General features: G+C 61.8%; 1 protein-coding gene. It reads right to left on the reverse strand.

Annotated elements, in window-relative coordinates; translation table 11 throughout:
* Window positions 1-45: 45 nt before the first annotated feature.
* On the reverse strand, window positions 46-262 hold a 217-nt coding region (locus SB764_RS41550; RefSeq protein ID WP_410866972.1), incomplete at its 5' end, for a type II toxin-antitoxin system RelE/ParE family toxin.

Here is a 262-nt window from a genome sequence, read left to right on the forward strand (position 1 = left end):
GCGGCGCTGTGGACCGCCTCCGTCGCGTCGCTCTTGAATCGACTCTTAGCCATTGCAAATCTCCACCCACTCATTCAGTGCGACCAGCGTCGCGATGTCGACGTCGGTGTGTCGACCGACATCCGCGGCGAGCTTCCTGAAGGCGCGCAACTCGCGTGCATCGATGTTGTCGCGATCACGTTTCGCGAACAGAAACACGAACACCCACGTATGCCCGACCTTGCCCAGCACGATGCCTCGCTGGCGATTGTCGTCCAGGCGC

Origin of the sequence: Paraburkholderia sp. SIMBA_027 (genome assembly GCF_046535315.1) — a bacterium.
GTDB classification, from domain to species: Bacteria; Pseudomonadota; Gammaproteobacteria; order Burkholderiales; family Burkholderiaceae; genus Paraburkholderia; species Paraburkholderia tropica.